This window comes from Lawsonella sp. (assembly GCF_011525565.1).
GTDB classification, from domain to species: domain Bacteria; phylum Actinomycetota; class Actinomycetes; order Mycobacteriales; family Mycobacteriaceae; genus Lawsonella; species Lawsonella clevelandensis_A.
In genome coordinates this window covers 38,359-61,284 of sequence record NZ_WVRS01000003.1, presented here as the reverse complement: position 1 = coordinate 61,284, position 22,926 = coordinate 38,359, and the positions used below count along the sequence as shown (strand labels likewise).

The 22,926-nt window shown below is 52.9% G+C and carries 21 protein-coding genes; 4 read left to right on the top strand and 17 right to left on the bottom strand.

Going from position 1 to position 22,926, the window contains the following annotated elements:
* Window positions 1-28: 28 nt before the first annotated feature.
* The 3 genes from QZV76_RS03130 to QZV76_RS03120 form a co-directional block, all read right to left on the bottom strand.
* On the bottom strand, window positions 29-1,381 hold the full coding sequence (locus tag QZV76_RS03130) for a deoxyguanosinetriphosphate triphosphohydrolase (RefSeq protein WP_290598337.1): 1,353 nt from the start codon (window positions 1,379-1,381) through the stop codon (window positions 29-31).
* Window positions 1,382-1,481: 100 nt separating this feature from the next.
* Window positions 1,482-2,291 carry a trimeric intracellular cation channel family protein gene (locus tag QZV76_RS03125; RefSeq protein WP_290598336.1) on the bottom strand — a complete coding sequence of 270 codons (810 nt, stop codon included), beginning with the start codon at window positions 2,289-2,291 and terminating at the stop codon, window positions 1,482-1,484.
* 147 nt (window positions 2,292-2,438) lie between these two features.
* Window positions 2,439-3,824 carry a glycine--tRNA ligase gene (locus tag QZV76_RS03120; RefSeq protein ID WP_290598335.1) on the bottom strand — a complete coding sequence of 462 codons (1,386 nt, stop codon included), beginning with the start codon at window positions 3,822-3,824 and terminating at the stop codon, window positions 2,439-2,441.
* 246 nt (window positions 3,825-4,070) lie between these two features.
* Here QZV76_RS03120 and QZV76_RS03115 point away from each other — a divergent pair, with 246 nt between their 5' ends.
* A complete protein-coding gene (locus tag QZV76_RS03115; RefSeq protein ID WP_290598334.1) occupies window positions 4,071-4,439 on the top strand; it encodes a metalloregulator ArsR/SmtB family transcription factor in 369 nt (122 codons plus the stop codon).
* A 3-nt stretch (window positions 4,440-4,442) separates the two neighbouring features.
* On the opposite strand, the gene QZV76_RS03110 is transcribed toward QZV76_RS03115, so the two are convergent.
* The 12 genes from QZV76_RS03110 to QZV76_RS03055 all read right to left on the bottom strand — a co-directional run bounded on the left by QZV76_RS03110 (window position 4,443) and on the right by QZV76_RS03055 (window position 16,951).
* Window positions 4,443-5,207 carry an isoprenyl transferase gene (locus QZV76_RS03110; protein ID WP_290598450.1) on the bottom strand — a complete coding sequence of 255 codons (765 nt, stop codon included), beginning with the start codon at window positions 5,205-5,207 and terminating at the stop codon, window positions 4,443-4,445.
* A gap of 155 nt (window positions 5,208-5,362) precedes the next feature.
* The gene (gene recO / locus QZV76_RS03105; protein WP_290598333.1) at window positions 5,363-6,130 is read right to left on the bottom strand and encodes a DNA repair protein RecO; all 768 of its coding nucleotides are present in this window, start codon (window positions 6,128-6,130) and stop codon (window positions 5,363-5,365) included.
* Window positions 6,131-6,132: 2 nt separating this feature from the next.
* Window positions 6,133-7,074 carry a GTPase Era gene (gene era, locus QZV76_RS03100; RefSeq protein ID WP_290598332.1) on the bottom strand — a complete coding sequence of 314 codons (942 nt, stop codon included), beginning with the start codon at window positions 7,072-7,074 and terminating at the stop codon, window positions 6,133-6,135.
* Window positions 7,067-8,419, bottom strand: coding sequence for a hemolysin family protein (locus QZV76_RS03095; RefSeq protein WP_290598331.1), 1,353 nt, complete (start codon window positions 8,417-8,419; stop codon window positions 7,067-7,069). Before QZV76_RS03095 ends, era begins: the two co-directional genes overlap by 8 nt.
* Window positions 8,420-8,431: 12 nt before the next feature.
* Window positions 8,432-8,911, bottom strand: coding sequence for an rRNA maturation RNase YbeY (gene ybeY, locus QZV76_RS03090; protein ID WP_290598330.1), 480 nt, complete (start codon window positions 8,909-8,911; stop codon window positions 8,432-8,434).
* Complete coding sequence (locus QZV76_RS03085) at window positions 8,908-9,972, bottom strand: PhoH family protein (protein ID WP_290598329.1); 1,065 nt, start codon at window positions 9,970-9,972, stop codon at window positions 8,908-8,910. The genes ybeY and QZV76_RS03085 overlap by 4 nt, the downstream gene beginning before the upstream one ends.
* Before the next feature lie 17 nt (window positions 9,973-9,989).
* Window positions 9,990-10,745: a 16S rRNA (uracil(1498)-N(3))-methyltransferase gene (locus QZV76_RS03080; RefSeq protein ID WP_290598328.1), complete on the bottom strand. Its 756-nt coding sequence runs from the start codon at window positions 10,743-10,745 to the stop codon at window positions 9,990-9,992.
* 31 nt (window positions 10,746-10,776) lie between these two features.
* Window positions 10,777-11,928, bottom strand: a complete 1,152-nt coding sequence (gene dnaJ / locus QZV76_RS03075; RefSeq protein ID WP_290598327.1) for a molecular chaperone DnaJ — start codon at window positions 11,926-11,928, stop codon at window positions 10,777-10,779.
* A gap of 48 nt (window positions 11,929-11,976) precedes the next feature.
* Window positions 11,977-13,014, bottom strand: a complete 1,038-nt coding sequence (gene hrcA / locus QZV76_RS03070) for a heat-inducible transcriptional repressor HrcA (RefSeq protein WP_290598326.1) — start codon at window positions 13,012-13,014, stop codon at window positions 11,977-11,979.
* A gap of 210 nt (window positions 13,015-13,224) precedes the next feature.
* Window positions 13,225-14,502: a radical SAM family heme chaperone HemW gene (gene hemW / locus QZV76_RS03065; protein ID WP_290598325.1), complete on the bottom strand. Its 1,278-nt coding sequence runs from the start codon at window positions 14,500-14,502 to the stop codon at window positions 13,225-13,227.
* Window positions 14,499-14,786: a hypothetical protein gene (locus tag QZV76_RS03060; protein WP_290598324.1), complete on the bottom strand. Its 288-nt coding sequence runs from the start codon at window positions 14,784-14,786 to the stop codon at window positions 14,499-14,501. Before QZV76_RS03060 ends, hemW begins: the two co-directional genes overlap by 4 nt.
* A gap of 77 nt (window positions 14,787-14,863) precedes the next feature.
* Window positions 14,864-16,951, bottom strand: a complete 2,088-nt coding sequence (locus tag QZV76_RS03055; RefSeq protein ID WP_290598323.1) for a M3 family metallopeptidase — start codon at window positions 16,949-16,951, stop codon at window positions 14,864-14,866.
* 119 nt (window positions 16,952-17,070) lie between these two features.
* Between QZV76_RS03055 and QZV76_RS03050 the strand changes: the two genes are divergently transcribed.
* On the top strand, window positions 17,071-18,636 hold the full coding sequence (locus QZV76_RS03050) for a carboxylesterase family protein (RefSeq protein ID WP_290598322.1): 1,566 nt from the start codon (window positions 17,071-17,073) through the stop codon (window positions 18,634-18,636).
* A 1-nt stretch (window position 18,637) separates the two neighbouring features.
* Here QZV76_RS03050 and lepA read toward each other — a convergent pair whose 3' ends face one another.
* On the bottom strand, window positions 18,638-20,539 hold the full coding sequence (gene lepA / locus QZV76_RS03045) for a translation elongation factor 4 (RefSeq protein ID WP_290598321.1): 1,902 nt from the start codon (window positions 20,537-20,539) through the stop codon (window positions 18,638-18,640).
* Between the two features lie 107 nt (window positions 20,540-20,646).
* Between lepA and QZV76_RS03040 the strand changes: the two genes are divergently transcribed.
* Together QZV76_RS03040 and rpsT are read left to right on the top strand one after the other, a co-directional pair.
* Window positions 20,647-21,240: a type II toxin-antitoxin system PemK/MazF family toxin gene (locus tag QZV76_RS03040; RefSeq protein WP_290598320.1), complete on the top strand. Its 594-nt coding sequence runs from the start codon at window positions 20,647-20,649 to the stop codon at window positions 21,238-21,240.
* A gap of 220 nt (window positions 21,241-21,460) precedes the next feature.
* Window positions 21,461-21,721, top strand: a complete 261-nt coding sequence (rpsT, locus tag QZV76_RS03035) for a 30S ribosomal protein S20 (protein ID WP_290598319.1) — start codon at window positions 21,461-21,463, stop codon at window positions 21,719-21,721.
* 246 nt (window positions 21,722-21,967) lie between these two features.
* Here rpsT and holA read toward each other — a convergent pair whose 3' ends face one another.
* Window positions 21,968-22,924: a DNA polymerase III subunit delta gene (gene holA, locus QZV76_RS03030; protein WP_290598318.1), complete on the bottom strand. Its 957-nt coding sequence runs from the start codon at window positions 22,922-22,924 to the stop codon at window positions 21,968-21,970.
* Window positions 22,925-22,926: the final 2 nt, after the last annotated feature.

Here is a 22,926-nt window from a genome sequence, read left to right as displayed (position 1 = left end):
GTGGTACAGCCATCATATTCTCTGTGTTCTATCCCCAACCGGCCTGAATACCTGCCGCTGCCCGGTCGACGCGTTCCAGGCGAGTTTCGGTGTAGGAGGCTATTTGGTCAACAACGACACGCATACGTGCCGCATCGTCGTCTGCCTGGCAGGCAGCTTTCCAGTCATCCCAGAAAACAGGGTCAAGACCACCTTCACCAGCGTTCATGAGCCAGTTAGCAACGCGGAAGATACGGTCATATTGGCGTTCTTGTGCCCGCAGATGGTCCACATTGTGCATGACGTAGCGCACAGCCACCGTTTTCAGTAATCCCACTTCTGCTTCAATATCACGCGAGATTTTCAGTTCACCATGGTAGCGACCCAATTCTCCGGAGTAGTGGGCACGGGTGGTGGCAATGGTGGAATTGACGAATCGTCCCACCAGTTCCGAGGTGAGTTGTTTCAGGGCAACAAGGTTAGCGCGGGACCCAAAATACTTCTTGACGGGGATAGAGCCGGCAGGGACAGCATTAGCAGAAGCAGTGTTAGATGGTGGCATTGAATTGGATACGCATGATTCCGCAACGTCACGAACATGGGGAAGTTCCCACAAGCGAGAAGCAGCAGCGGCAACACGATCTGCGGACAGTCCAAAAGTTTCGTGCGCATCGGCGGCAAGCGCGGAGGATTCTGAGGAATCCCCAAGTACGCGCAGATCAATGCGGCCGGAGAGGATCCCATCCTCAACATCATGCACAGAGTAGGCAATATCATCCGACCAATCCATAATCTGTGCTTCTAAACATTTTCGATGCTGCGGTGCGCCCTCCCGAACCCATGCGAGAGTGGCGGCATCATCTACATAGGCACCGAATTTTTTGTTTCCGGGTTGGCGAGTCCATGGGTATTTACAGATAGCGTCAAGAGCTGCACGGGACAGGTTAAGCCCCCGTGATGAACCATCGTCTGCCAGTACTTTTGGTTCCAGGCGGGTAAGGATACGCAGTGTTTGCGCATTCCCTTCAAATCCACCGCACTCTGCTGCAAGATCATCAAGGGCGCGTTCCCCATTATGGCCATAGGGCGGGTGGCCAATATCGTGGGCAAGACCCGCCAATTCTGCAAGATCCTCATCAACCCCCAGACCGGCGGCAATACCAGCGGATATCTGTGCTACTTCCAGGGAATGGGTAAGGCGTGTACGTGGCACATCGCCTTCCTGCGGCCCAACCACTTGAGTTTTATCGGCAAGACGACGAAGCGCACCACTATGCAAGATACGTGCGCGGTCGTGGGAAAAGGGACTACGCCGGTCACAATGGCCAGTTTCTCCCAGTTGCGAAGCCTTGGGATGTTCTGGTTGTTGCCGGGCTAGATCGTGATCGGTATAAACACTCATGTTGGTTTTATTCTACCGAGCATTTTGACAGGTACTCTAGCAGGACATGCAGCCATTATTGGTGTGCCACAGGGTTATTCTTAGCTAGGGTTGTTCTCCCCTAGGCAGTCTTGTTGCCCTTCTCACTGGTATCAGAGTGATCCGCAGTTATTGGAGGGTGAAGATCCTCTGTACCGTCATTTCCAGTGTTATTACCTGCCTGCTGCGAGCGGCTGACGTGCTCTTCCATTCGCTGCAAATTACGGAGGTGGGATTTCGCCCGATGGGATTTATCACCTTTAATCTTGCGGAGAAATTGTGCCGCTGCCGAATCAATACTCCAATCGGGTAAATCCGGAAGGGACCATCCGAAAAGCCGGGCAGGTAGGCAGAGAGCACCCCCGGTGATAGTGCCCGCAATCATACCGACGCCAGGATAACCAATGCCATGCACCATGGTGACCACGGCAGCACCGGCTAATGCTGGTGTCGCATACAGTGTATTGCCGCCAAATACCTCAGGTGTACGGCCTACGAGCACGTCACGAATAATTCCCCCGCCAATAGCGGTAACAACGCCTAGCAAGAGGGCAGGTCCTACCCCTAACCCGGCAGCTAATGTTTTTGAAGCGCCCGTGGCTGCCCATGACCCAACGGTCAATGCGTCAATAACACTGAAAAGATTAATCCAGAATTTTCGGTCATCGATGCGGAGCACCATGGAGATAAACACACCACAAACTGCCGCTATAAGGTAGGAACCATTGGTGAGGGCAATAGGCGTGAGGTTCAGCATGATGTCACGTAGTACACCGCCACCGAGAGCTGTACTAATACCCAGAATAAGGAATCCGACGAAATCAAATTTATGGCGGCGCGCCACGGTGCCGCCCAGACAACCTCCACAGAATACGCCCGTCAAGTCGATCACTCGAAAGACGAGCTCCTGATTCAGGAGAACGCCATCCATCTAACCTCGTCGATTCCTTTAAACGTGGGTGTACAAATAAGCCGTGAGGCACACACGTGCCACGTACCTATTGTCCTACGGGAGGACGCAAATGCACAGGGTTTTACGCTAGCAGCCACATAAACGTTCTGCGAGGTAGCTCTCCACATTATCGAGGGAGACGCGTTCCTGGCTCATCGTGTCACGCTCGCGAATAGTGACGGCTTGGTCATCCTTCGTATCGAAGTCGACAGTGACACAGAATGGGGTACCAATCTCATCCTGGCGACGGTAACGCTTGCCGATACCCTGCGCATCATCAAAGTCCACATTCCAGCGCTGACGCAATTGCGCAGCCAGATCACGGGCTACCGGGCTGAGCTCTTCATTGCGAGACAGCGGCAATACGGCAGCCTTCACGGGGGCAAGTCGGGGGTCAAGATGCAGCACAGTGCGCTTATCAATCTTGCCGTTTGCTTTCGGAATTTCCTCCTCCTCATATGCGTCAACAAGGAAGCACATGAGGGAGCGGGTGAGTCCGGCGGCCGGTTCAATGACGTAAGGAATGTAGCGTTCACCAGTAGCCTGGTCGAAGAATGAGAGATCTTCGCCCGAATGCTTGCTGTGTACGGTGAGGTCATAGTCGGTGCGGTTGGCGATACCTTCTAGCTCGCCCCACTTAGAGCCCGTGAAGTGGAAGGCATATTCAATATCCACTGTGCGCTTAGAGTAGTGGGAAAGTTTCTCTTTAGGATGCTCGTAGAGACGCAGATTTTCTTCCCGCACACCCAGGTCGGTGTACCACTTCCAGCGCTCGTCAATCCAGTACTGGTGCCATTCTTCGTCTTCCCCCGGCTTGACGAAAAATTCCATCTCCATCTGCTCGAATTCACGCGTACGGAAGATGAAGTTACCGGGAGTGATCTCGTTACGGAAGGATTTACCAATGTTGCCAATACCGAAAGGCAGCTTCATGCGGGATGTCGTCATGACGTTCTTGTAGTTGACGAAGATACCCTGGGCTGTTTCTGGACGCAGGTAGTGCAGGCCTTCTTTATCGTCTACTGGGCCGAGGTAGGTTTTCATGAGGCCGGAGAATGCCCGCGGCTCCGTCCAGTTACCGGGCTGGCCGGTTTCCGGATCGGGAATGTCGGCTAGCCCATTGGCGGGGGCGTGGCCATGTTTTTCTTCGTAGGCTTCCAGAAGATGGTCAGCGCGGTAGCGCTTGTGGGTGTAGAGAGATTCCACGAGCGGGTCGGTGAACACTTCAACGTGGCCGGAGGCTTCCCACACTTGACGCGGCAGGATGATGGAAGAGTCAAGACCGACAACATTGTCACGGCTTCGCACCATATTGTTCCACCACTGGCGTTTAATGTTGTCCTTCAGTTCCACACCAAGCGGACCGTAATCCCATGCGGAACGTGTACCACCGTAGATTTCGCCGCACGGGTATACAACTCCCCGGCGTTTGCATAGGTTAGCGACGGACTCTACAAGGTTATTTTTGGCCACGACTATGTACTCCTTTATGCATGCCAGCGGGAAGTCCCTGCTGACCACATACTAGCAGGCAAAGCCGTATAAACCCATTTAAACTTCCATTTAAACCACTGTTTAAAGCACAGTGCTGTAGGCAGTATGAGTTCTGCCATTTGTCACACTCAGTATGATGAGGGAAGGACGCCAGTTGACGTCCTGCTGTACAATTACTGCATTATTCATGCAGTACCCTTGCGGTAATTCAAGACGGGACACGACATGACAGAAGTATCGGAAGAGCATTGCGCCGACTCCGACGGGGTTGACAAGGATCTCGCAGAACTTCCCCCACAGAAGGTAATGGAAGCCGCCGGCACTCTTTTACAGTCGCTTACTGCCCCGGCCCGCATCGCCATTATTGTGCAATTACAACACCGTCCCTGCTGCGTACATGAATTAGTATCCGCACTGGATATGCCACAGCCGGCAGTTTCTCAACATTTGCGAGTCCTCAAAAATACTGGTGTGGTGAAATCCACACAGCGGGGTCGTGAGCATATCTACTCGTTAGTGGACGAGCACCTATCCGGCATTGTTAATGATGCCCTTTCCCACGCGGAAGAAATCGTCAACAAGCGTTTCCTCTAACCACTACTTGCCTGTGTTGCCGCCGAAACGGCGGTCACGTCGCGCGTACTCTTCAAGGGCTGCCCATAAATAGGTGCGGTCAAAATCAGGGAAAAGTACATCCTGGTAGACCATCTCCGCATAGGCACTCTCCCAGAGCAGGAAGTTACTTGTCCGTTTCTCACCAGAGGGCCGCAGGAAAAGATCCACATCCGGCATCTCTGGAACATACATCAACCGTGAAAGAGTGTCCTCGTTAATATCACGCGGATCTACTACCCCCTCTTTTACTGCCATCGCTAACCGATTAGCAGCATCGGTAATTTCTGCTCTTCCCCCATAATTGACACACATCACAAGGTTCATAGTGGTGTTATCGCGAGTAAGCTCCTCCGCAATCTCGAGTTCTTTAATAACGGAGGGCCACAAACGGGGACGCCGTCCAGCCCAGTGAATGCGCACTCCCATATCGTTGAGCTCATCTCGTTGCCACCGTAAAACGTTACGCGAGAAACTCATAAGGAAACGCACTTCCTCATAGCTACGGCTCCAATTCTCCGTGGAGAATGCATAAGCTGATAGCCACGGAATACCCGCATCAAGGCAGGCTCTGCATACTTCTGGCAGCACAGCTTCCCCACGACGATGCCCCTCTGTACGGCTCATACCGCGTTGCTGCGCCCAACGGCCATTCCCATCCATCACCAGCGCAATGTGGTGGGGAAGAAACTCGGCGGGAATAGCTGGCGGAGCAGATGTGAAATCATGCCCAGCGAAGCAGGGATCCATCTGCTCCCCACGCGTGTAGATACGAGTCTCTTCATCTGGTAGGAGATCTTCCGTCACCGGAACATCATCGACGAAGGTGTGTGCCCCCTCAACCTCCTGCAAACTACGATGCGATGGGCGGGAAAAGAATCCGGTGAGTTTGTCGTACCATACGCTCATCGCCAATGTCCCCTTTCTGCCTCTGCAGCCAGATCAAAGGCAGTAATTTTGCGTTCCGTATGCCATTGTAAATGCGAAACTATCAGCTGGTGAGCTTCCTCCTGTACTCTCCTCCCCAGTTTTTTGTCCCCGGCAATACTATCGGCACGATCCCATCGCGCATCCCGAAGAGAACGCAAATACTCCAGTACTCCCGCCATAGGGGTGGCACTTCCCGGCGGACGATGTTTCACGCACACCACCCCGCCGGCAGCTGGATGAAACGCTTGATGTGGTCCTTCTGCTCCACACACTGCGCATTTATCCAATTCGGGAGCCCACCCGGCTTCTGCCATGGCTCGCAATAAATACGTATCCACCATTTGTTGGGGGGATCGGCGGCCGTAGCTTAATGCCCCCATCACCCCCACTGTCAGGTCAAAAAGCTGCGGATTAGGCTGCTCCTCCTCGCCGAGAAGACGCTCTACTGCTTCTAGGACGGAGGCGGCAGCGGTATAACGCTCATAGTCTGCAACAATGCGCGCATTAAAGGTTTCCACTGTGACAGCTTCGGTAATGGTGTTGAGGTTGCGTCCCGGATAAATCTGCACGTCAATAAGTGTGAAAGGCTCTAGGCGCGCCCCGAAGCGGGAGCGTGTGCGGCGGACCCCCTTGGCAACGCACCGCAATAACCCATGTGCTCTAGTAAAGAGCACAATAATGCGATCTGCTTCACCCAGGTTATAGTGGCGAAGCACTAATCCTTGGTCTCGGAAAGAGGCCATCTCTAGAAGCCTAGCTTGCCTAGCTGTTTCGGATCAGTCTGCCAATCTTTCAGAACTTTTACATGCAGGTCAAGATAGACGCGCGTCCCTAATACTCGGCTAATACCCTGCCGCGCCCGCTGGCCTACCTTCCGCAAACGGGATCCTTTTTTCCCAATAACAATGCCTTTTTGACTATCTCGCTCTACGTATATGGTGGCGTTTACTACTGTGCGGCCCTCGTCATCGGGGTCTGGGTATATTTCCTCAATGGTGCAGGCAATAGAGTGCGGCAATTCATCGCGCACATCCTCTAATACGGCTTCGCGAATGAGCTCGGAGAGGAATTTTTCCGTATCGTCATCTGTGAGTTCGTCTTCCGGATAGAACTGGGGACCCTCCGGCAGTAAGGACGTAAAAACATCAATAACAGTATCTACTTGTTCCCCCGACGCTGCGGAGACGGGAATAACCTCGGCATCTGGCCCTAATAATTCCGCGACAGCAACAAGCTGCGCCGCTATCTGGTCGCGGCTTACCTTGTCCACTTTGGTCACTACACCAATGACTGGTGTGCGGGGAACATTCTTACGAACTTGGTTCAAAATCCAACGATCACCAGGGCCAATTGGTTCATCTGCGGGAATACACAAGCCGATAATGTCCACGTCGGCAAACGTATCCTTCACCAATTCATTCAACCGTTCCCCCAAGAGTGTGCGGGGACGATGCAGGCCTGGAGTATCGACAATAATTAACTGGGCGTTATCGGTGGTGATAATGCCGCGGATAGTGTGGCGAGTAGTTTGTGGCCGGTTGGAGGTGATGGCAATCTTCTGCCCCACCATGGCATTCATAAGAGTTGATTTGCCCGTATTGGGTCGCCCAACGAAGCAGACAAAACCAGACCGGTGCTGAGGATCGTACTCATGTTGACGATTGTGCTCATTGTGCAGCTCACTCATCTTTATTCGACTCCTCTTCCTCGCTATTATCCGCATCGTCGGAATGTATCTTTTCCACGAGCACGGTAGTGACGCGGCGACGGCCGCGGTGATCATGCCCAGCTTCCGCTATTAAATCTAGAGCATCGGTATGAATATGGGCGCCGGGGAGGGGAACGCGTCCCAATTCGTAGGCAAGCAAACCGCCAACTGTATCAACTTCATCAAGAAGCTCTTCATCAAATTCAACTCCCACAGCCTCCGCTAAATCGTCAATGGATAGACGAGCAGAGACGCGCCACTGATTCTCACCGAGTTCTTCTATGGGTGCTACTTCTGACGCATCATATTCGTCAGAGATTTCACCGACAATCTCTTCCAAAATATCTTCGATGGTGATGAGTCCTGCCACACCACCGTATTCGTCAATGAGGATGGCAATATGGTTCCGTTTTGCCCGCATCTCATCAAGAACATCATCCAGGCTCTTAGAGTCTGGAATGAACCAGGCGGGACGCATAAGTTCCGCAACCTGCACGGACTCTGCCCCATCTGTTGCCGAGTAGGTATGGGCAACAAGGTCTTTAAGGTAGACGACACCCACTACATCATCAACGGTGTCGGCAATAACTGGGATACGGGAAAACCCTGATTTCACAGCGAGTTTAATGGCCTGTTTAGCAGTTTTTGTAGATTCGATCCACACCATGTCTGTACGTGGAACCATGGCGGACCGTGCATTACTGTCGCCAAGCTCAACGACAGATTCGATCATTTCTCTTTCGTCATCTTCTACCACACCACGCTGCTGGGCGAGGGTGACGAATTCTTTCAACTCAATATCTGTGGAGAAAGGCCCCTCTTTGAACCCTTTACCGGGCGTAATAGCATTGCCGAGCCATACTAATGCGCGGCTCACTGGCCGGAAAAGCCATGCTATGGAGATAAGCAGCACTGCCGTGTAGCGCAGAACATCATAAGGTTTTTGAAGACCGAGCGTACGTGCCGATACACCCGCCACAACGTAGCTACAGACCACGCTCACAATGCCGGCATACACTAATGCCCACGCAGGTCCCGTACCACCACCATGAGCTTTTCCTACAGTGTCCAGGAATAACGTGGCAAAGAGGATAGTGGCAACAAGCTCAAACGTTGTACGGAGAAAAACAACAACAGCGGTGTAGGCTTCCCGGCGCTCCACCACATGCAACATTTTGTGTGACCCCAGTTCGTTCTCGTGCGCAATTTCAACTGCACGAGCATGGGATACTGTATTGAGGGCCGTATCTTGGGCTGCGCATAGTGCCGCACAGACCATCAGGAGAAGTCCAAAGACCAGACTCAAAATAGCGAGCAAGCTCATAATGTTGTCGGTCTATACCTTTCGAACGCCCATATCGCGTTGGTCGTACCACTCCGCTAAGAGAGCATTTTGAAGAGAGAACATTTCCTGTTCTTCTGCAGCGGTAGCGTGATCGTATCCCAAAAGGTGCAGAACACCGTGCACCGTCAACAGTGCCATCTCGTGGCCGGACCCATGCCCTGCCCGCTTCGCCTGATCTGCCGCGAACTGCGGGCAGATAACAATATCACCCAGCATGGCTGGACCAGGTTGGATACTGTCGGGACGTCCACCCGGGGTGAGCTCATCCATGGGGAAACTCATGACATCTGTGGGGCCGGGAAGATCAAGCCACTGCACATGAAGCTGCTCAATGGTGGCAAGATCGACAAGGGTAATGGCTAATTCAGCAGCTGGGTGAACATCCATGCGCTGCATGACGTATGCAGCGACGTCGATAAGAATGGTCTCATCGACGTCCATACCGGATTCATTAGCTACTTCAATGCTCATGCTTTATCCTTGTGATCCTTACTTCTCTCCCGCGTATTCCTCTCACGCGAACCGCCATTCTTATGGTCAGCATACTGTTGCTCTTTACGCTTCGCCTGCTCCTCGTCGTAGCGCCCGTAAGCCTCAACAATAGCGGTCACAAGACTATGGCGAACAACATCCTCACTTGTGAGATCAATAAACGCAATATCGGGGTTGGCCCCCTCCAACACTCGGCGCGCTATTCGCAGACCAGATGTTTTACCACCCGGTAAATCCACCTGTGTCGAATCACCAGTAATAACCATGGTCGATCCCGCACCCAACCGAGTAAGGAACATTTTCATCTGCTCAGCAGTAGTGTTTTGTGCCTCATCCAAAATGACGAAAGCATTATTGAGAGTACGGCCACGCATATAGGCCAGCGGAGCAACCTCAATAACCCCCGTATCCATCATCTTGCGAGCCTGTTCGGGCTCCATCATGTCACGCAAGGCGTCATAGAGGGGACGTAGGTAAGGATCGATCTTGTCATTTAACGTTCCCGGTAAGAAACCAAGATTTTCACCGGCTTCTACCGCCGGGCGTGTCAGAATAATTCGATTAACGTCTTTAGAACGCAGCGCATTAACTGCCATCGCCATCGCTAGGTACGTCTTACCAGTACCAGCGGGTCCAATACCGAAGACAATTGTGTGCTTCGCAATAGACTCCACATAATGCTTCTGGCCGGCAGTTTGAGCGCGAATAGTACGGCCTCGCACATTCACGACACGGGTGGAGAACACTTCAGAGGGTTCTTCCTCGCTGGGCCCCGACAGCATACTTACTGTTCGCTGCACCATTGGAACATCTACATTAACTCCCTGATTCACAGTATCGAGAAGAGACGTTATCACTGCCTGTGAAAGGGGAAGATCGCCCGGATCATCAGGATCACCAGCGAGAGTAAGTTCTGTGCCACGAACGTGAATATCAGATGTTAACAGTTTTTCGAGTTCACGGAGGTTGGCATCATGGGCACCGAGCAGAAGCGGCATAGTGTCACCTTCAAGAGTGAAGGTGCGAGTGATGATGGGCATGTCTTTAGCTTACCTTGCTACCACCGCTCTGTGAGGACCCCCATCGCTCCTAACGCAACTGCCCCGGCTGCGGCACTCCGTAAAACAGTTGGCCCCATAATGACGGCCTGCCCGCCCGCTGTTTCCAGGGCAGTTAATTCATCTTTAGTAATGCCGCCCTCTGGGCCGACAATAAGCACAATACTTTTTGCACGATTAAATGGCAGAGTCTCCAACGTCATGCGTGCCGACTCATGCAAAATAGCGACCACACCACTAGCACGTTGTGTCTCCGACACTAACGCCACAATGTCATCAAGTGTCGCAACCGGCTTGATCTCCGGATCCCACGCACGACGAGACTGTTTAGCTGCCTCAATAGCAGTTTTCCGCCACTTATTGCGGCCTTTTTCTTTCTTTGCACCACTCCATTGCGCAACACAACGCGATGCCTGCCACGGAATAATGCAATCTGCCCCTGCTTCTGTGCAGAGATCAACGGCCAAATCCGCTGCATCCCCTTTGGGGATACCTTGCACAATCGTCACAGGAGGTTTCTGGCGGGGCACAGTTTTCACGCCATCAACTGTGGCGCGCAACGTATTCTTCCCGTCAATATCCGTCACCCGGCAAATAGCGAGAGTCCCCTGCCCATCACCGAGCATGAGCTTTTCCCCTACCCGTAAACGTTTCACCGTCACCGCATGGCGTCCCTCGGAACCATTCACTGTAATAACAGCTCCGGGGTCCACTTTCATATCGTCTGGGGCAATCCGAAATACGGGAAGAGTCATAGAAAATATCCTAACCTGCCCTCAGCTAGTGCTAAAAAGCCTGCTTTAGACGAGTAAACAGGTTGTCATCATCTTTTTCGGAAAGAACCCGTGCCCCATCTTTTTGCAGACTACGCAACGTCTCCAATGCGGCATGTTCTTCCTCATTGAGCTCTTTCGGAACCGTGACATTAACAAGTACCACGAGTTCGCCACGCCGGCCCGTCCGCACATGTGGCATTCCTTTACCGCGTTCACGAAGAATATCGCCTGGCTGTGTACCAGCAGGAACACGCACAGTATAGATTTCCCCATCTGGCATATTAAGGTCTACTTCGCATCCCAGTGCGGCATCCACCATCGAAACAGAAATATTGCAGTGGAGGGCATCCCCATCACGGGTGAAGACGGGGTCTGGCTTTTGCCTAATTTCCACGTAAAGATCGCCAGCGGGGCCACCACCTGGGCCAACATCGCCCTGGGAGACAAGACGAATACGCATACCGCTACCCACTCCGGCAGGAACTTTAACCGTTACCTTGCGGTTACGCCGTACACGTCCTTCACCTCCGCACGTATGGCACGGGTCGGTAATAATCTGTCCGGTACCACCGCAGTGTGGGCACGTATGGGTTGTGACAACCTGGCCGAGGAAGGACTGCTGTACTTCCTGAATCTGCCCTGTACCGCCACAATATGGGCAGGTGGTTGGCTTTGCTCCAGAGGCAGACCCGGAACCTTGACAATCCGGGCATAGCACATAGGTTGTTACTTCTAGATCCTGCAGACCACCTCGGAAGCATTCCTCAAGGGTGAGTTCTAGGTGGGTAAGGGAGTCGCCACCTGGTTGTACGCGGGAGCGTGGTTCGGCACTGCCGCCACGCATTCCTCCTCCCATGCCCCCCATACCGGCCATGTTGAAGACAGCATCAAAAATGTCACCTACACCGCCGAAGCCTCCGAAGCCTGCGTCACCTCCGCCGGGTTGGCCGAGCGGATCTCCACCCATGTCAACAATGCGGCGTTTTTCGGGGTCGGAAAGAACCTCGTAAGCGGTGGTAACGTCTTTGAACTTCTCGGCAGCTTCCTCTGACGGGTTAACATCTGGGTGTAGTTCACGAGCAAGCTTGCGGTAAGCACTCTTGATTTCGCGGTTAGTGGCATCCTGATTAACGCCGAGGACGCCATAGTAATCCAAAGCCAAGGGAAACGATCCTTAGTGTGAGTAGTGGGACAAGGGCAGATAAGGTTTTTAGTGTCCGGCGAGAATCTCACCGATATAGCGGGCGACAGCCGAAACCGCCGCAATGTTGTTAAGGTAATCCATTCGGGTAGGTCCAATCACGCCAAGACCACCGTAGATGGAATCATCCGCACCATAGGTCGTCGAGACAACAGAGGTGCCATGAATATGTTCAAGGTGCGTTTCCTCCCCAATGCGAACAGTAACTGCGCGCGGATCAGACAGTGGATCCTTAGCAGCACTATTGAGAAGTTTAAGAATGATAACTTGTTCTTCCAACGCATCGAGAAGTTCTTGCAATGATCCATGAAAACTTGCAGCATGACGGGTGAGGTGAGACGTCCCTCCAAGGAGGAGACGCTCTTCCGGATGCTCAATAAGCGTATCAAGGATAATGTGTCCAGCACGTTCTAGCTCTTCCGCATAGGGGTGGCGTGGATCGTCAAGAAGTGTTTCTACCGCGGAAGACGCCTGGCTTAACGTACGCCCCTTCAAAGCAGTGAACTCCTGCTGTAATGTTTCAACAGCTTCTTCAGTAAGATCTCGGTCAAATTCAACAATTCTCTGATCGACACGGCCACGGTCCGTAATGATGACGACAAGAACACGCCTACTGGCCATCTGCATAATTTCCACGTGATACACGCTCGAACGGTGCAAGGTGGGATATTGGATAACCGCAACCTGCTGAGTCAATTGGCTGAGGAGCCGAATACCGCGGTTGAGAACATCGTCAACACTGATGGACTCATCAAGGAAACGGCGAATAGCAGTACGTTCAGCACGGGAAAGAGGCTTAATGTGTTCTATATTGTCAACGAATTCACGGTAGCCCTTCTCGGTGGGGACACGACCCGAGGACGTATGCGGCTGGGTGATATATCCTTCCGCCTCAAGAACAGCCATATCGTTGCGGATAGTGGCGCTTGATACTCCTAGCTGATATTTTTCGACAATAGCTTTTGACCCTACGGGCTCATGAGAGGCCACAAAGTCAGTGACAATAGCCCGGAGGACTTTAAGGCGGCGTTCATCTGCGCGTGCCATAGGACCTCCTCATCTTCTTATTGTCAGACTTATTAGGATTATCGGAATGTTGGGAACACTATCATTACTGCATTCCTACATTGCTACAGTCATTGCTGTAGTCATTGCTACAGTGCTGTATGGCTGCGGATAGATAATACCGTCTATGCCAATTCTGGCACTCTCAACCGCTAAGTGCCAGTTTTAGAGGGCGGAGGAGATCCCTACCCCTCACTCTTCTGCTAAAAGAAGATCCCCAATAAGCCCATCCGCTAAAAGCCTCCCCCGCGTCGTCAGCACCAACCTATCCCCTATCCACACTGCCAAACCGTCCATTACTGCAGTATCCGCCACCCGTATCTGTGCCGGATTCAGATACTCTCGCCCCAGACCATCCCTCACTCGCAGCCGCAGCATAATAGTTTCTTCACGAATCTCTGCAGGCGTCAATTTCTCACACCAGTCTGCCGGGTAAATTCCCTGTGCGAGAAGCTCTCCATAACTACGCGGATTCTTACGGATACTCCACCGCACTCCCCCCATGTAGCCATACGCTCCCGGGCCGGCAGCCCACCAATTTCCACCCTCCCAATACCCCAGATTGTGGCGACATCTCGCATCACGCTGACGGGCCCAATTGGATACTTCATACCAGTGAAAACCCGCCTCCTGTAACGCCGCATCAATCTGGTAGTACCGATCTGCCTGCATATCGTCATCAATGGGGTCAATTTCCCCATGCGCTACTTTTCGAAAAAGCGCAGTACCAGGCTCTATAGTGAGAGCATACGCGGACACGTGGTCAACTCCCGTCGCCAGCACGGTATCTACGCTACGAGCAACATCGTCCGTAGTTTCACCAGGGGTGCCATAAATAAGATCTAGGTTAAGATGCTCAAAACCAGCAGCTTGCGCTTCCTCAATAGCTGCAACTGCCCGGGCGGGATCATGCTGACGGTCAAGGAGCGCCAGCACTCGCGGTTCACTAGATTGCATGCCAAGGGAAAGCCGATTAACACCCCCCGCTCGCCAGCAGTCGAAAAGCTCAGGGGATGTACTCTCCGGGTTAGCTTCACTAGTAATTTCTGCCCCGGGTGCTATACCGAAGCACTCTCGGACAACATCCAGAATTTTAGGTAACTGCCGCCCCAGTAGACTCGGAGTTCCACCACCGAAGAATACGGTGTTTGCAGCTGGTGGCGTGATGTTGTGGTCAGTAAGAATCTGCGCACCAAGACGCAGTTCTTTCGTTAACTGTTCCGCCCAATGAGCAATGGGGTCACCAGCTGGTCCAGGCGGAAAAGTACGCAACGCATAGGTGTTGAAATCACAGTATCCACAGCGTGATGTGCAAAAAGGAACATGCAGATAGATGCCGAATGGTCGGCTAACAATACTATCGAGATCGGCCCGCTCCCACGGCACTGCTACAAACGGCTCTGTCTTAAATGGTCGTGTCGTATGTGCGGAGGACGGCGGTACAGGTGTGGAAGATGACGGGGCATTCATGATGTCTCTGTCTTTCTTCCCGCATTGCTTTTGTATTTGCTGTTATCGGGCAGCGACGTAGTAGAGGCAACATCCTTATTCCCCGCATTCTCCGCAGGATGCGATGTGTGCGCATGCCGTTTATACAGCTTATACACTGCATCAATAAGCGGTAGTAGGAGGAAACGGGCAATAACAAAGCAAATGGGAACAAGGACAAGAAGAGCAAGGAGCATCTGCCATCCCACAGGGAGATTAACAAACCATGATGCTGCATTGTTCATCCCATTGGAGAAACTGCTCACTCCTTGGCCTCCTTGTCTTTCTCTACCAATCGTGTGTGCTGCGTTCCTAGTATGTGCCCATTGCTTTTCTATTGTGTTTAGACCAGTCCACGCCGGCGCAATAATGGGGTGACGTCCTTATCGCGGCTCCGGAAATCCCGGTAGGCAGTCATGTAATCGATGGATCCGCCTCGCGACAAAATCATTTTGCGGAAACGCTGACCAGCCTCCGGAACAAGATCGCCCTGTTCATTGAACCAGTCCACCGTATCCGCATCCAGCACCTCTGACCACAGATAGCTGTAGTATCCCGCTGAATACCCATTGCTGAAAATATGCTGGTAGTAGCGCGTGCGGTAACGGGGGGCAATGCCTTCCACATGCAGCCCGGCGCGCTGTAGTGCTGCAGTTTCAAACGCGGCAACGTCTATATCCTCCCCGAGGGCACGTATTCCATCACGGGTGAGGGTGTGCCATGCCATGTCGATAATGCAGGCAGCCAGATATTCTACGGTGGCGAAGCCTTGCCCAAACTTTTGTGCCGCACGTACTTTCTCCACTAATTCTGGGGGAATTGTGTCCCCCGCTGCGTTAGTGGCGTAGACGGGAAGAGTGTCGTTGTGGAGGGCCCACATTTCGTTGAATTGGGAGGGGAATTCTACGAAATCTCGTGGCACATTGGTGCCGGAGAAGAGTGGGTAGATGACTTTGCTCAGCATGCCGTGGAGGGCGTGGCCGAATTCGTGGAAGAGGGTTTCTACTTCGTCGAGGGTGAGGAGGGTGTCTTCGCCTGCGGGTGCTGGTGTGAGGTTAAGGACGTTAATGACGATGGGTTTTTGGCCGAGGAGAGCATTCTGGTCAATGATGCTATTCATCCAGGCGCCGCCGCGTTTGGTGGGGCGGGTGAAGTAGTCGGTAAGGAGCAGCGCCAGTCCTTCGCCGGTGGTGGCGTCCGTTACTTCCCACACGTCTGTGTCGGGGGTATAGCCATGTAGATCATCGCGTTTCGTAATACGCAGTCCGTAGAGTATTTCGGCAGTTCGGAATACGCCCTGCTCAACCACATTGCGGAGGCGGAAGTAGGGTTTCAGTTCAGCACTGTCAAGAGAGTAGTGGGCGGCGCGAACTTTTTCGGCATAGTAGGGCCAATCGGCGGCGCTGAGCGTCGTACAGCCGTCTGCCTGCGCAACGGGGAGGAGCTCAGCACGTTCCCGTTCCGCATTACGCACAGCTGCGGGAGCGAGGTCGGTGAGAAGTTGCAAAGCCGCCTCTGGGGTGCGTGCTGTTTCATCCGAGATAACAAGCTCTGCGTGGGTGCGGTAGCCGAAAAGTTCCGCTTTTTCAGCCCGTAGTAACGCCATACGCTGCGCGATTGTTTCATTCTTCTGACCACCCCGCTGCAGTGATGCATCGTAGATGCGGGCTCGTACATCTGGGCGCGCTAGCTGTTCAAGGATTGGCTGTACAGTGGGCAGCCCTAGCGGGATGAGCCAGCCGTCCTTCCCTGCTGCCCGGGCAGTATCTGCGAAGAATGCTTTTTGGGACTCTTCTACCCCTTCCAGTTCTGCCTCATCGGTGATATGGACGGCGCGTGCCTGCGTGTCTTTAAGGAGAGTGTCCCCGAAGTCGGAGGATAGGCGGGAGAGTTCTGCGTTGATTTCTCTCACACGTGCCTGTGCGGCGGCGTCTAAGCCTGCTCCATGGCGGAGGAATAGTTCATGGTAGCGACGTACGAGAGCGCTTGTTTCTGCTTCTACATCCGCTAAAGGTATCTGTGTTTTCTCCGCTAGTGGAGCGAGGTCTCCGAGACTTTCCGAGAGGGAGTGAAAGACTGTATCAATGCGGGAGAAAAGGTCCGCATTCATGTACATGTCGTCTGTATGCTGCGCCAGTAGAGGGGATATCTCTCCTTCTATCCGTAGTCTCTCATCGGTAGCGTCTGCGCCTGCCACCGTATAGAAGTAGCCCACAACGCGGGAGAGATCCTGCCCGCTTTGTTCTAACGCAACCACAGTGTTCATTGCGGTGGGGGTGGTGGGATCATGCGCGATAGTGTCAATTTCGGCTTTATGGCGACGTAATGCTTCCTGCAATGCTGGCATAACATGCTCATCTCGTATTGCAGAGAAATCAGGCAATCCGTAAGGCAATGTTGAGGGAACGAGGAGAGGATTAACAGTAGCCACAGCACACCTTTCTACTGTGCACACCATAGAGTGCACGCCATACGGATAGACTGGCACGTCTATCCACAAGTTATTGGATGGTGGATTCTATCTTAGCGATTACAGAGTAACCTCGGTTTATGGCTGAAAACGACACCACTACCGATGCTTCCGCACCCAGTGAAGCATCTCCACTCCTTATCTCTACCCAATCAGGACTGGTACAAGGCCTTAACCGCGACCATGATGCGGTCTTTTATGGAATTCCCTACGCCGCCCCAGTTTCTGGAATTGCTCGTTTTGAAGCACCACAACCTCCCCACACGTGGGAAGGGGTCCGGGACTGTACAAAACCTGGCCCTACTGCACAAGATTTCCTCAGTAAGCACACTCCCACTATTCCGGAACCAGTACGTCGCGGCGCAGAAAAACTTAACCTCACTATCTATGCGCCCAAAGACACTCTTCCCCAGCCTGATCGCCTTACGCTGAAACATCCGCTTCCTGTTTTCGTGTGGATACACGGAGGAAGTTTCATTAAGGGCGAAAATGCCTGCAATTGGTGGGATGGTGGAAAATTCACTGCTGCTGGCGTCATCGTCGTCACCATTAACTATCGTCTTGACGCGGAAGGGTGGCTACCTCTTCCAGACGTTCCCCCTAACCGCGGCATGCTTGACCAAATCGCTGCCCTTACCTGGATTCAGCGCAATATTGCCGCTTTCGGCGGGGATCCGCAGCGAGTTACTATTGGCGGCCAATCAGCTGGTGGAACCAGCGTGTTCTGTCTTGCCTCTAATCCTGCTGCAGAGGGACTTTTCCAGCAAGTATTTGCATGCTCACCAGCTTTTATCCGTATTCCTGAAAATAATATGGCAAAAGCTGCCCACCGTATTTCGCGAGCTGCCCGGCGCGCTTTCCCCTTTGCCAAGTTCACTGCGGAAGCATTGTCCCAGTGGCCGATGGAAAAAATGGAGAAGCTCTCTCGCCGTATGCGCCGCACTAACCCATTGGGTCTCCCCTTCTACCCCGTTCAGGATAAGCTCACACAGCCTAAACCATTAACAATTTCTGCTGGTGAACAACCATTCCAAAAGTATCCCATGCTGATGGGTGCCACGTCTGAGGAATTTAACTCTGTTACTTTTGATGGTCTAAAGAAATTACTTACCCGCCTAGCCGTAGAGATTACTCTCTCTATTAGTGCAGTGACCCCACACCAGAAGAATGATGTTATTGCTGCTCACCATGATGACATCACGGAGGGACGAATAGGCGCAGTGATGACGGATACAATGATCCGCGCCACTATTGCCACCGCCGCCGAGAACCGTGTTCTTGACCAGCCTGCGGAAGAGTCCCACACCTGGGTGTATGACTATCGCTGGCCGGGCCGTAGGGGCGCCGCCCACTGCGCAGATATTCCCATGTGGTTTGGCACGTTAGGGGCCGACACTGCAGATCGTCAGGTAGGACCCGTCACCACCACGAACCCTGCTGATCCAACGGCGGCAGTACTGGAGGATGCTGCCGGGCAAACGACTGCAGACCTTATGCAAAGTGCGTTAACACACTTCATTAAGGAAGGTAACCCCGGGTGGCCCAGCTATAACGACCTCACCCGCATTTGCATGGTGTGGGATGAAAAACCCCACGCTGAAATGGACTGTTACAAGGACGCTCGGACAACCTGGGGTTTAAGTTAGTTTATTTCTTTTTCTTGTCGCTGTCGGAGTCGGCAGAAAGCGCGGCAATGAAGGCCTCCTGCGGGACATCTACCCGCCCGATGGTCTTCATGCGCTTTTTGCCTTCCTTCTGCTTTTCGAGCAGCTTACGCTTACGAGAAATGTCGCCGCCATAGCATTTCGCCAAAACGTCCTTACGGACGGCACGAATGTTTTCACGGGCAATGATGTGTGATCCAACAGCCGCCTGGATAGGCACTTCAAACTGCTGGCGGGGAATGAGGTTACGCAATTTCTTCGTCATCATATTGCCGTAGGTAGAGGCGTAGTCCTTATGGACGATGGCGGAGAATGCATCTACTGCCTCACCCTGCAGCAGAATATCTACCTTCACCAGGTCGGCTAATTGTTCCCCGTCCTCGTGGTAGTCCAGGGAGGCGTAGCCGCGTGTGCGGGACTTGAGAGAATCGAAGAAGTCGAAAATGATCTCTGCCAGCGGTAGGCGGTAGCGCAGTTCCACGCGGGTTTCCGAAAGGTAGTCCATTCCTTTCAACTCGCCGCGGTGAGATTGGCAGAGTTCCATAGTGGTGCCAACAAACTCACTGGGCACAATAATTGAGGATGCGACAACAGGTTCGTAAACTTCGCGTAGTTTCCCCTCCGGCCAGCTGGAGGGGTTAGTGACCTGGTGTTCAGTACCATCTTCCATAATGACCCGGTAGTGCACGTTGGGTGTGGTGGAGATAAGATCCAGGCCAAATTCGCGTTGCAGTCGATCGCGTGTGATCTCCATGTGGAGAAGCCCCAGGAATCCACAGCGGAAGCCGAAGCCCAATGCCACAGATGTTTCCGGCTCGTAGGTGAGGGCCGCATCGTTGAGCTGTAGTTTGTCGAGGGCGTCGCGCAGATCGGGATAGTCAGAGGCATCAATGGGATAGAGACCCGAGTACACCATTGGCCGCGGCTCCTCATAGCCGGCTAGTGGTTCCTCCGCACCATCTTTAAAGGTGGTGACGGTATCACCCACTTTTGATTGACGTACGTCTTTTACACCCGTGATAAGGTAGCCGACTTCGCCAGCGCCTAACCCCTCCGTAGGTTTGGGTTCTGGGGAGATGATGCCAACTTCTAGTAGTTCGTGGACGGCGCCGGTGGACATCATCCGAATTTTTGTGCGGGGACGGATTTCTCCATCCATGACGCGAATATAGGTGACGACACCGCGGTAAATGTCATAGACAGAGTCGAAGATGAGTGCCCGAGTGGGGTTACTGGAACTTCCGGTGGGTGCGGGGACTTTTTCCGCAATAACGTCCATAAGTTTTTCCACACCCACGCCAGATTTGGCGGATACCTGAATGACGTCGGAGGGATCACAGCCGATAATTTGGGCGATCTCGCGTGCGTAGCGTTCTGGATCGGCGGCGGGGAGGTCAATTTTGTTGAGGACGGGAATGATCTCCAGGTCCTTATCGATTGCCATGTAGAGGTTGGCGAGGGTTTGTGCCTCAATGCCTTGCGCCGCATCTACTAGCAGTACGGCACCTTCACAGGCTTCCAGAGCGCGGGAGACTTCATAGGTAAAGTCGACGTGGCCGGGGGTGTCGATGAGGTGCATAACAATTTCTTGACCCGCACATGCACCAGTTTTTGGCACCCAGGGAATGCGCACGTTTTGCGCTTTAATAGTGATGCCGCGTTCGCGTTCAATGTCCATACGATCCAGGTATTGATCACGCATTTCTCGCTGGTTGACGACGTCAGTAATCTGCAGCATGCGGTCGGCCAGAGTGGACTTGCCGTGGTCAATATGCGCAATGATGCAGAAGTTACGAATCCGGGAGGGATCGGTGAATGTCGTCTCCGCGAAGTGCTCCATAGAGGCTTTCAAACCTTTCGGACAATATCGGACAATAGAGGTCATCGACCTCGTTGATAAACAGGATCCCTTCTAGTCTCTCACGAAGGCGGACTTTCTGGAATTTTATGTGCTCTAGCAGGAGAAAATAGTGGCGCGGTACGCTGGAGGTTATGAGCACAGCTGGAAAAGGCGGTCGTCGCCTGGTAAAAAAGCTAATCCACACTGCTAAAAAAGTGGTTACTGATCCCACCACACGGCAGTTTGTGGGACAAGCCGCGCAAGCTGCGCAAGCCGCCCAGAAAGCCTTTTATAGTTTTAGCAACGACTATCACAACCGGCAGATTAGCCGTAGTGGGGGACGCCCCACCACCCGTCACGCGAAAAGTACCTCCACTGTCTCCCGAAAAATTGTCTATAGTCCAGATCTTGACGGCAAAGCTGATCCTGGTGAAATTGTGTGGACGTGGGTGGAGTTCGAAGACAACGCCCAAGAAGGCAAAGACCGCCCCGTATTAGTGGTAGGACGCGACAATACCGTTCTTTTGGGACTCATGCTCTCATCCAAGAGCTACCATCATGACGACAATAATTGGCAGTATCTTGGGACAGGGTCGTGGGATAGCCATCACCGAGATAGTTACGTGCGTCTTGATCGCGTTCTTGAAGTTCCCGAGAAGGGTATTCGCCGTGAAGGGGCAATTCTTGACAGAGATCGTTTTGAGAAAGTGGCGCAACGACTCCGCACTGAATACGGCTGGACGTAAAGTATCTGTGCACTGTATATAAGTAACTGCGCATAACTAAAACGTTTTGAGTGGTATCAGTATCTTTGCTATGCTGAACATTCGGTGATTGCGTTTAGCGCACCCGGTGAGCGTCCTGTACTTTTCTGTACGAATACTGCCGAGTGAGATGCCCCGGGGCAACGCGCCGCAGTCAAATAAGCATTGAATCCAGAACATAACAACTTACAGAGGTTTCCACGTGGCAAACATCAAGTCCCAGAAGAAGAGGATCCGCACTAACGAGCGCGCCCGTCTTCGTAATCAGGCCATCAAGTCTGCTCTGCGTACTGATATCCGCTCCTTCCGTGAGGCAGCTGAAGCTGGCGACAAGGACAAGGCCACTGAGGCTCTGCGCGCCGCCAGCCGCTCTCTCGATAAGGCAGTAAGCAAGGGCGTTATTCACAAGAACCAGGCAGCTAACAAGAAGTCTGCCATGGCTCATAAAACTAACAGTCTCTAAGGCTTTTAAAGACTTAACAAGTACTAACGCGGCCTAATAAAAACTAGCTATGGGCTAGTTAAGAGTTAGCCGGAAGTTAGCGCTGTAGTGAAAGTAACACTGCAGTAAAAGCGCCAGTTTGGTTTATCCAGCTGGCGCTTTTCTGTATATCTATACTGCACTGGCGTACGTGACGACCACTCGTGTGCATAACTAGTAGTCTGCATAACTACTAGTTTTTGACTGGCTACTAGCCTTGCCGAGATATTAACGTACAAGCTGGGATATTTCCCGGACGGCTTTCTCTAAGGCATACTCAGCATCGGCCGATTGGCCTTTCACAGCCCCATTAAGCTCTGTCGCAATGTGCATTGCGCGGGCTAACCGTGCCGGATCCCACTTTCGTAGTTGCTTCTGAATTTTCTTAATCTTCCAGGGGGGCATTCCTAAAGTTTTGGCGGAAGAAAATGGGTCGACTCTTCCCATATCAGAAATCCGGGCCATGCCAAGAAGTGAATCACCCAGTGCATCCGCAATAGGCACTGGGTGAAGGCCGCCTACTAGTGCCCAGCGCAGCGATGCCAAAGCAGCGGCGGTGTTACCGGCGATAGTCTCGTCAGCAACCTGGAAACCTGTTACTCCGGCGATACCGGCGTAGTAGCGTCGTACCGCGGCGGGATCAACTCGACCACCGGTATCTGCAACAAGCTGGCTCACCGCGGAGGCAAGCTCCCGCAGATCCCCACCGATAGCATCAAGTAACGCATGTACGGTGTCCCTACTTGGTCGCACTCCCAGGTTGCGGAATTCGTTGACGACGAAGTCTTCGCGTTCGCTAAATTTTGTTAGTTTGGGGCATTCGGTAACATCTGCTCCCGCATTCTTGAGAATCTTGACGAGGTTCTTCGCACGCCCTCCCCCACTGTGTATAACAATCAGTACAACACCCGGCGCAGGTTCCTTCACTGCCTGTTCAATAGTGCTGACGGCTTCTTTACCAGCTTCCCCGGCGGCTGCCAGAATAACGACACGATCCTCGGCAAACAGTGAGGGGCTGAGCAGTTCACTAATTTCTGAGGGTGTTACGTCCCCCGCGCGGAGTTTTGTGATGGGGAGTTCCTCCGGGTTGCTCTGCATAGTAGACCGAACGGCACGGATAATGCTGGAGGTTGCTCGGTCGATCAGGAATTCTTCGTCACCGAGGATAAGCTGCAGAGGATTCACTC

What these genes read in the sequence shown, in the direction of transcription:
- QZV76_RS03130 (WP_290598337.1), bottom strand. Translation starts at nt 1,381, where the DNA reads ATGAGTGTTTATACCGATCACGATCTAGCCCGGCAACAACCAGAACAT.
- QZV76_RS03115 (WP_290598334.1), top strand. Translation starts at nt 4,071, where the DNA reads ATGACAGAAGTATCGGAAGAGCATTGCGCCGACTCCGACGGGGTTGAC.
- QZV76_RS03110 (WP_290598450.1), bottom strand. Translation starts at nt 5,207, where the DNA reads ATGGATCCCTGCTTCGCTGGGCATGATTTCACATCTGCTCCGCCAGCT.
- recO (WP_290598333.1), bottom strand. Translation starts at nt 6,130, where the DNA reads ATGGCCTCTTTCCGAGACCAAGGATTAGTGCTTCGCCACTATAACCTG.
- era (WP_290598332.1), bottom strand. Translation starts at nt 7,074, where the DNA reads ATGAGTGAGCTGCACAATGAGCACAATCGTCAACATGAGTACGATCCT.
- QZV76_RS03095 (WP_290598331.1), bottom strand. Translation starts at nt 8,419, where the DNA reads ATGAGCTTGCTCGCTATTTTGAGTCTGGTCTTTGGACTTCTCCTGATG.
- ybeY (WP_290598330.1), bottom strand. Translation starts at nt 8,911, where the DNA reads ATGAGCATTGAAGTAGCTAATGAATCCGGTATGGACGTCGATGAGACC.
- QZV76_RS03085 (WP_290598329.1), bottom strand. Translation starts at nt 9,972, where the DNA reads ATGCCCATCATCACTCGCACCTTCACTCTTGAAGGTGACACTATGCCG.
- QZV76_RS03080 (WP_290598328.1), bottom strand. Translation starts at nt 10,745, where the DNA reads ATGACTCTTCCCGTATTTCGGATTGCCCCAGACGATATGAAAGTGGAC.
- hrcA (WP_290598326.1), bottom strand. Translation starts at nt 13,014, where the DNA reads ATGGCACGCGCAGATGAACGCCGCCTTAAAGTCCTCCGGGCTATTGTC.
- hemW (WP_290598325.1), bottom strand. Translation starts at nt 14,502, where the DNA reads ATGAATGCCCCGTCATCTTCCACACCTGTACCGCCGTCCTCCGCACAT.
- QZV76_RS03050 (WP_290598322.1), top strand. Translation starts at nt 17,071, where the DNA reads ATGGCTGAAAACGACACCACTACCGATGCTTCCGCACCCAGTGAAGCA.
- lepA (WP_290598321.1), bottom strand. Translation starts at nt 20,539, where the DNA reads ATGACCTCTATTGTCCGATATTGTCCGAAAGGTTTGAAAGCCTCTATG.
- QZV76_RS03040 (WP_290598320.1), top strand. Translation starts at nt 20,647, where the DNA reads ATGAGCACAGCTGGAAAAGGCGGTCGTCGCCTGGTAAAAAAGCTAATC.